At 32.3% G+C, this 8,086-nt stretch carries 9 protein-coding genes; all 9 read right to left on the reverse strand.

Translation table 11 applies throughout. The annotated features are described in order from the left end of the window. Positions 1–131: 131 nt before the first annotated feature. On the reverse strand, positions 132–347 hold the full coding sequence (locus PHR76_RS12870) for a hypothetical protein (protein WP_300063487.1): 216 nt from the start codon (positions 345–347) through the stop codon (positions 132–134). Positions 348–461: 114 nt separating this feature from the next. After that, on the reverse strand, positions 462–740 hold the full coding sequence (locus PHR76_RS12875) for a hypothetical protein (RefSeq protein ID WP_300063490.1): 279 nt from the start codon (positions 738–740) through the stop codon (positions 462–464). Positions 741–742: 2 nt separating this feature from the next. After that, a complete protein-coding gene (locus PHR76_RS12880) occupies positions 743–2,407 on the reverse strand; it encodes an AAA family ATPase (protein ID WP_300063492.1) in 1,665 nt (554 codons plus the stop codon). Positions 2,408–2,411: 4 nt separating this feature from the next. Next, positions 2,412–3,893 (reverse strand): hypothetical protein, encoded by a 1,482-nt coding sequence (locus PHR76_RS12885; RefSeq protein ID WP_300063495.1) that lies wholly within the window; start codon positions 3,891–3,893, stop codon positions 2,412–2,414. Beyond that, positions 3,893–4,486, reverse strand: a complete 594-nt coding sequence (locus PHR76_RS12890; RefSeq protein WP_300063498.1) for a hypothetical protein — start codon at positions 4,484–4,486, stop codon at positions 3,893–3,895. The genes PHR76_RS12885 and PHR76_RS12890 overlap by 1 nt, the downstream gene beginning before the upstream one ends. A 13-nt stretch (positions 4,487–4,499) precedes the next feature. After that, positions 4,500–5,318, reverse strand: a complete 819-nt coding sequence (locus PHR76_RS12895; RefSeq protein WP_300063501.1) for a PD-(D/E)XK nuclease family protein — start codon at positions 5,316–5,318, stop codon at positions 4,500–4,502. Continuing rightward, complete coding sequence (locus PHR76_RS12900; protein WP_300063504.1) at positions 5,315–5,539, reverse strand: hypothetical protein; 225 nt, start codon at positions 5,537–5,539, stop codon at positions 5,315–5,317. The genes PHR76_RS12895 and PHR76_RS12900 overlap by 4 nt, the downstream gene beginning before the upstream one ends. A 151-nt stretch (positions 5,540–5,690) precedes the next feature. After that, a complete protein-coding gene (locus PHR76_RS12905) occupies positions 5,691–6,380 on the reverse strand; it encodes a hypothetical protein (RefSeq protein ID WP_300063507.1) in 690 nt (229 codons plus the stop codon). A gap of 174 nt (positions 6,381–6,554) precedes the next feature. After that, complete coding sequence (locus PHR76_RS12910; RefSeq protein ID WP_300063510.1) at positions 6,555–7,922, reverse strand: S41 family peptidase; 1,368 nt, start codon at positions 7,920–7,922, stop codon at positions 6,555–6,557. Positions 7,923–8,086 lie beyond the last annotated feature (164 nt).

Genomic DNA, 8,086 nt, shown 5'->3' on the forward strand with positions numbered 1-8,086 from the left:
AGCGTTATTTTTTCGAGATTCTAATCCAGATAAAGTTTCACACACAGATTTATATTCAAATTTATGTTTGTCTAATGTTGATTGAAGTGATTTTTTTAATTCTTCCATAGTTTTTCTTGTTTTTCGGTTTTCTAAACTGACTGCCAACGTTTTTCAGCTACAAGAAGTTGGCGATTTCGAAGCACTAAACTGTCTGCTACCACAAAACTTAATACGAAGCACAAAGCTTCATTTAACCACTGAACCGCCAATTTCTTGTAGGTGCTGTTATCGGTAGCTCTTCTGTCTGTCCGAAGTGGTGCAGTTTCAAGTTTGCTGAAAAATTTGTCTTTGCGATTTATATTCATTGCTGTGTCCTGTCAAGTTAGCGGTGTTCTGTGCGATGGCTTGCAAGCTCTTTTTATTTTTTTGTTTGGATTCTGCGTTGGCAAAAAATAAAATGTGCTTGCAAATGCGTTGGCTCATTTGTCGTCTTTTTGTTTTGTTGTTTTATGTTTATCAGATTTTAAATATTGGTCTCTGTCCTTTTTAGGAACTATGATTGTTACACCAACATAAATTGTAAAAAGAAACCAAAATAAACACCAGCCCAATTTTTTCATCATCATGTCAAACGGACTTGTAACATAAAACTCACGTCTTGCAATAAAAAAGTTCGCAACTTTCCAAGCGAAAATTGCTACTGCAATTGCGATTACAAATGTTACTGCTAAACCAAAATAAATTACTACTGTGTCCATGTTTAGTTTGTTGAAAATTCTTCTACTGGAATGTCGTCTGCTTCTATTGTTGTCAAAATTTCCCTTGTGATTGGAGCAATGTAAGCGGTTCGGTTTGCATGTTTCTCAAAGGTCTTTTCAAAAATGTTCCTCGCTAATCTTGCGTTACCAAATTTGTCGTCTTTTGCTGAACAAAGTTTTTCAAACAAGTCGTGAAGCGTTTTAAGTGCTTCGTCTTTCAATATGAAACCTGATTTGTCGGCAATCCGCCTATAAATTTCTGTTAGTTCTGTTGAATCGTAATCCTTGAAATGAAAGTATCGGTTGAAACGTGATTTAAGTCCGGGATTAGAATTTATAAAGAAATTCATTTCAGTTTCGTAGCCTGCAACGATGATTATCAAATTTCCTCTAAAGTCCTCCATACGTTTAAGAAGAATGTCTATTGCTTCTTGACCGTAATCGTTGTCAGAGTTGCTACGCTTCAAAGTGTATGCTTCATCAATAAACAGAATACCATTTTTAGCTTGGCTTATTATGTTGTCTGTCTTGATTGCGGTTTGCCCTACATAACCTGCAACCAAACCGCTACGGTCTGTTTCAACAAAGTTGTTTTCTGGCAGGAGTTCTAACGAATGATATATATATGATAAAATTCTTGCAATAGTTGTTTTACCAGTTCCTGGAGGACCAATAAAAACTGAATGCAATGAAAGTTTTTGTTCAGGTAATCCTTCCTTGGTTCTTAGCTTGTTTACGTTGATAATGTTAATGAGTGTGTGAATATCACTTTTGATATTCTCCATTCCTACAAGGCTGTTTAATTCTTCAAGAATGGTATCTAATTCATTTTTTGAAAACTCCTTTGCTTGCAAAGGTTTTGTTTCATTTTTCTGTTCTTTGAAGAATGATTTAGAAAGGAATTTCAAAGTTTTAGTTTCTTGTTCTGTAACAACTCCATCACCTTTTACAATGATTTCAGCAAATTCATAAAATGCTTTTTTCATTTTGTCAGCGTTGCCTTTACTTAAAATGTCTGTTGATTCCAATACAAAGTTTTGGATTGAAACATCATTATTCTCAAAATACTTTTCTTCTGACTTCAAAATTTCCTTTGCAAAGGATTTTTGTTTGCTTACGCTTAACTCCTTGATGTTGTTAAATATTTCAAGGTATTTGTCGGGATAATGGAGAACCAAAATTGAAAGGGCATAGCCAAAACCATCATATAATGAAACCTCTTCATCGTTTCTAAAAAGTAAAAGAATTTTAATCAAATCGCCTTTGATTTCCATTCTTTGTTCTTCGCTTAAACTCTTAACAATTGGTTCAACTTGCTTAGATACTGGTAAAATGTTTTCCAAAATATTTTTGAAGTTTTCTCCAACACTTGTGTTGTCATCTTCCGAACTATCGTCTATAAAATCTTTGAAAAGTTCAATCAAGTCTGCTTTATTTGATAACTCTGCATTCTTAACTGCTGTCATTCCTTTGCTGTCAGCTAAATTTATTTCAGCCCCCCTGCTTAGAATAAACTTTACCAATGCTGTATGCCCAAACTTACAAGCAATCATTAAAGCCGTTGCTCCGTTTTCATCAACTTGGTTGATGTCTACACCCTTGCTTAATGCAGTTCGTAAAACGCTGATGTTTCCTGTTTCGGCTGCTGTAAATAGTTCTGACTTCATACAGTTACGATTTGAAATATTCCTCTAACATTTCGGAATCTTTTAAGTGTGCAAATTTTGTTGCCTTATGTTTTATCTTTTCTAAACCAGCTTCATCAACCTTAAATAGTTTAGATAACTCTGCGAATGCTGCAATTTCTGTTTGGTTAATTTGTCCGTCTTGCATTACACACTGCCAAGCAAACACCAATGCTCTTAAATCACCTCTGATGTTTTTGATTTTTGGTGCAAGTTCTTCAAGTGTCAAACGCTGTTTTAGATTTCCGACTAAAACATTCTTTTCTTCCTGTTTTAGCTTAATGTTGTTTAGGAATAATTCAAGTAATTTCATTTCGGGTTCGTCCATTGAGCCGTCTGAATTGAACATATACGAAGCGATATACACAAAAGCAATTTGCCTTTTCTTCTTTGTAAAGAAGTTTATTAAGCGTTTGAAAATATTTTCTTTAAAGCTGTGTTTCTTGGGAATTTCTTCAAAACAAATTATGTTTTCCTCACCAACTATTGTAAGCTGAAAATCCTTGTCCTCAAAGGAATAATCTACAATTGTTATCGGAACTGTTTCAACTGCTGAATGAATTCTTCCAAACTTTTGATTTGAAGTTAGCCCTGCTAACTTTTCTAATGAATTGATAAACTGTTTTGAATGTTTGTTTGCTTTTATTGCACCTTCTTTGTTGTCAAACAAAACGGTGCTTTTATTCTCCCATTCTATTAAATCATCATCATAAACAGTTTTGTTTTTAGTTATTGGAACTATGTTATTCAAACTTTCATACTCTGAAAAATGGAAGTTTGCAACTACTGGTTTAAGAGTATTTGAATAGCCGTTATAAGTTTGATAAAAACTTGTTCCATCGCATCTGCTGCAAGTTACTTGTCCGCTTCCTTCACAACGATAGCATTTTGCAGTTCCGTTACAACTGGTGCAAGATTTTCTTCCTGCACCTGAACAAGAATAGCACGAAATTTTTTTATACTTCGGTTTGCCATTTGCAAAACTGCCGTCTCGTTGTTCTTTTTTTCCTGTCCCACTGCAAGAACTGCAACTATTCCATCCTCTTGCATCGCAACTTTGACATCTGCCAGAACCACTACACTTTGAGCATCTTGTTTTAGGATTACAAGAATGTGTTTGAACAGTTGAAAGAATAACATATTTCTCTGTTGGGGTGGCTTCTTTAAGAAATGTGTCAGGCAAATCATAACTCATTTCAAAAATATCCTTTATGCCATTTGCATTATATTTATGGTCTTGTCCCGCTGATTCGCTTGCAAATTCCTCCCTTTCTACAATCAAAAATTGCAAATTGGATTTTATACCAATCTCATTTTTGATTTTAATGTTATCAATGAAAGAACCTAAATACTTCAATGCACCAATAGCTTTGCTATTGGTGTTTAAGAAATCTATTATGACTGCTTCGTCAGCAACATGAATATTATTTAAGGTCGGAAATGGTTTTGTTTGGTGTAGTCCTGCCATTATTCTCTGTTTATTTTGGTTAGTAAATTAAGTTCGTGAAGTAGTGAATTCATTTCTTCGTCCTTTCGGTATCTGTTCACTTTTGCTGCAATTTGATTTAGGAAATCTTCAGTTCTGTTTCCTGCATACCAACCTAATCTGTCAGCATCAAATTTTGTATCGTGTGGACTGTCAAATGAAAAATTTCTTGTTTCTATTGCTAATCTTCCTCCTTCATAAAACCTATCTATTCTGTTGAAGCAACTTAGCAAAGGGGCAAATCTTTCACTTCTTAAAAGGTCGTGAATTTTTACGGTATCGTAAAATTCACCGTTGCAATACAAAGTCATTTCGCCCCACCAACCAATAAGTAATCCTATTGATTTGTCTCCATGTTCTTTTTGATACCAGTGCAAATCCCAAACTCCCCAAGAATTAAAAACCCAACCTTCAACAAATTCTTCTGTTGAAAATTTTTTATTTGCTTCTTCCTTTAGCTTTAGAAACCATTGGTTTCTAATTTCATCTTTTTGCCAAACAAGTTCTAAAAATGCGTTCCATTTTTCAGGCGAATCAAACATCGCCTTTGCTTGTTTTAATAATTCTTGATTCATTTTAGTTTATTTATTATGTCCACAGTTCAATGTATTGTTTTATGTATTCTCTTAACCGATGGTTGTCTTGGTGTAGTTGTTCGCTTGCGTCAGCAAGCCAATGAACTATTTGTTTGTTGAACAACCAAATTTTCGGTTCAATTGGAATTCTGTTGGGTAAATTAACATCATAGCCATTTGGTCTTTTCATTGTATGGTCTGATGGTAATTTCCAATCGGCAGGGGTTAAATAAATTACTTGATAGTTATTGTTCTTGCTGGTTTTTTCAACTGTCTTATCTCCAAACCTTTTATGATTTGGTAAATAAATTTCTTGAAACCAATAACGATATAGTTGATTCTCTTGGTCTCCTGCATAGTTGGATTTGTTTTCAATTACAACAACAGTATGAGGATGAAGTCGCCTAAGTAGAATGTCAATTCTGCCAGTTTCTGCTGTTACAATCCAATTGTCTTTTTCAAAAACTTCAATGTCTAAAAGTTTGAGAAATGATTTGAGAAACAAATTCCCTTGTCCGTGTGAAGCATTGGGGTCAATAAGATTAGCAATTAAAAAACTGTGCATTGTCTCACCAATTGGAAAGAAAGTAAGAGGATTAAATAAAACGCTTTGCGTTTTATTTTTCTGCTTTATTTTTTCATCTGCCAATTGGTAGTCAGCAATAACAGTATTAATAAAAGCAAGCGTTTCGCTTGCTTTTATTGTTTTGAATTTTTCAAAACTTGCAAGTAATTTGTTGTTATATTTTGTCTGCTCTGTTTCAGTTTTTATTTTCTGAACTGATAAACTTTTGAATATAGGAGACAATATTTCAGTTTGTTGCTCTGTCATAATTTGTCTGCAATATTAAATGGTCTATACGCCAAACTGTGTCGTTGTCGGCTGAACGGTCTTGGGTGCGGTTGGGCAAAAGCAAATGTGCTGCAAATAGCGGTGGCTTGTGCGTTTGATTTGCAGCTCTTTTGATTTTGCGAAGGATAGCAAAATGGCTTTGCCAAAGTTGTTATGTCGTTCATTTTTCCGCTGTCCGTTAATGTTTGCACTGTCGTCATAGAGTTACCGATAACGTTAGGCCGCTTGGCGATGTGGCGGATTAAAGAAGTCTAGACTTTCGGTTTACGACTAAACTTTCAGACATAAAATTAACTTTAAATTAAGCCTAAACCCGCCATATTGCCAAACGGCGGTTGGCAGAAGTAATAATTACTTATTTTGCAAGTAAAGTAATCTTCCTAACTGTTCGTCTTCAATTTCAACAACTGATAAACCACCAATGCCAATTTGAATTCCACCACCAGATGAACCACCAGCAGTTTGTTTTCCAATTTTGTAATATTTTGATTTACCATTTAATGTTACTAAAAGCTCTTTTTTATTTATTTGAACGTTTAGTTTTTCATCACAACTTTTAGCCTCATATATCAATGAATTGTCCTTCTTCAATTCGCCTAATTTTTGACCTTCAACTTTGACTTCAATAGCAAAAGCTGAGCCTAAAACAGATTCAAATCTATCTCTTACAAAACCTACTTCACAATTTTCATATTTTAAAATAGTTGGCTTTTCTGAATAATACATTTTACCTTCTAAATAGAAGCCATATCCTTTTAAGTTATAACCTATATTGTTTATTAAAATATGATTTGCACCATTGTTTTTTGCAGTTTCAACAAGTTTGGTTTTTAAAAAGTTCCAATCCAATTTAGAATTTTCCTTTAATATAATATCACCAACAAAATCTCCATTCATTTCAGAAATTTCTTGATTAGATAGTAAACTTACATTATTAACATCTTGTTTATTTCTTTCAGTTAAATTTGTAACAATAACTCCGCTACTACAGGATGATAAAAAACTTGTGATTATTAAATTTATAAAAATTATTTTTTTCATGATTTTTCTGTTTTTTTTCAATTATTTCTGCCAACGTTTTGTGGCTTCAAGAAGTGGCGATGAACCAAGACCAAGCCTTCACAAATATAAACAAAACTTTTAATTAAAAACCTTTTCAATTTCTGATAAATCCCTTGCCACGCCATTTCTTGAAACCGCTGTTGGCAGATGGTTTTATTTTAGCAATTCGATTATTTCTTCTTTTGTTTTATTATGCAAGTCAATCATTATATTTGGAATTAATTTGTTGTTTTCAGTTTTCCCTGAAGGTCTAATCCATTCTTTAACACCAAACCTAAAATTTAATTCTGTATTTGGAGTTGTAAATCCAATTAGTTCACCAAAATGATTAGGATGTCCTTTGCTAGGAGTTTCTCCAATTACAGTTGCTAAATTATTGTCTAAAACCATTATTGCAAACATCATTGCACTCGAAAAGGTATTTTCACCTACTAAAATGTAAGTTTTACCATTAAACCTATTTTTGTTTTTTGAAGGTTTATTTTCATCTGAAACAAGAGGCATTAATTCGCCATTTTGTAATTTTTCATATGGTGCATATTCAAAATTATTTTTTTTCATAAAATCTGAATACTCTTTGCTTTTTTTCCATTTCCCACCATAATCTTTGTAACTCTTGTTAGAGAAATAATCAATTATTAAATTTCCAATAGCTGAATTTCCTCCACCATTATTACTAACATCGATAATTAGTTTTTGTACTTTGTCATTTTTGATTTTTGAAAAAATTGAATCAATTTTCAATTCCCATTTATCATATTTTATTTGTTTATCATTAAATGAGTTTATTGTTAGATAACCAAAATCTTTAATTTTTTCATATTTTAAAATCGAAATATTAGTATCTTTTTTCTTTGTTTGTTGTACGTTTTTGTTTAATTCTTCCCAATTTTGTCCTTTGATTAATATTGTTTTTCCACTTTTGAATTTTAAATTAAAATCATCCGTTATGAAAAAACAGAATTTTGATAAATATAGCCATAACTTTTCTACTGCAATAGTTTTTCGTTCTTCTGAAATACCAAAAACTTGATTTGAACAGCCTTCAATTATATTCTCAATAGAAAACTCATTTATAGACAACAATTCATCACCATTATTTATGCTTTCACCACTATAATTTTCAGTTAAAATAACTTTTTGATTTTCATATTTAAATCTTAAAGGAAAAAATTTAAGATTGTTCTTAATGCTATCAGTTATACAAAAATCATTTAAACCACTATGCTCATCGTTTAATTTTATAAAAATTGGTTTTGCTAAAAAATAAAAATCTTTTTGAGTCATTCCGTTTTTTAAAGAATTTTCAATTTGAATAATATTTTTTTCAAATTCTTCTTTTGAAATTTCTGTAAATGGATTTATATGTGCATTTAATATTTTTTCTTTTATAAATTCTATGTCTGCAACTAATTCACTTTTACTAAATTTTTTATTGTAAAATTCATTGCAAACTTTTTGTCCAAATGTTATATTGGAAATGAATATTGTAAAAATTAGTAGTTTTATATTTGATTTCATATATCTTTTCGTTCTTGTTTTCGTTCTCCAAAAATCTCTGCCAACGTTTTCGGGCTTTGCGTTCGGGCGGGTTTTTGGAGCACAAAACTGTCAACCAGCACTGAACTTGAATTGAAGCACAAAGCTCCAAGTTTGCACGTCACCCCGCCTGACGCAAAACCCGT

The sequence above is a fragment of the Flavobacterium sp. genome, assembly GCF_028689845.1.
GTDB lineage: Bacteria > Bacteroidota > Bacteroidia > Flavobacteriales > Flavobacteriaceae > Flavobacterium.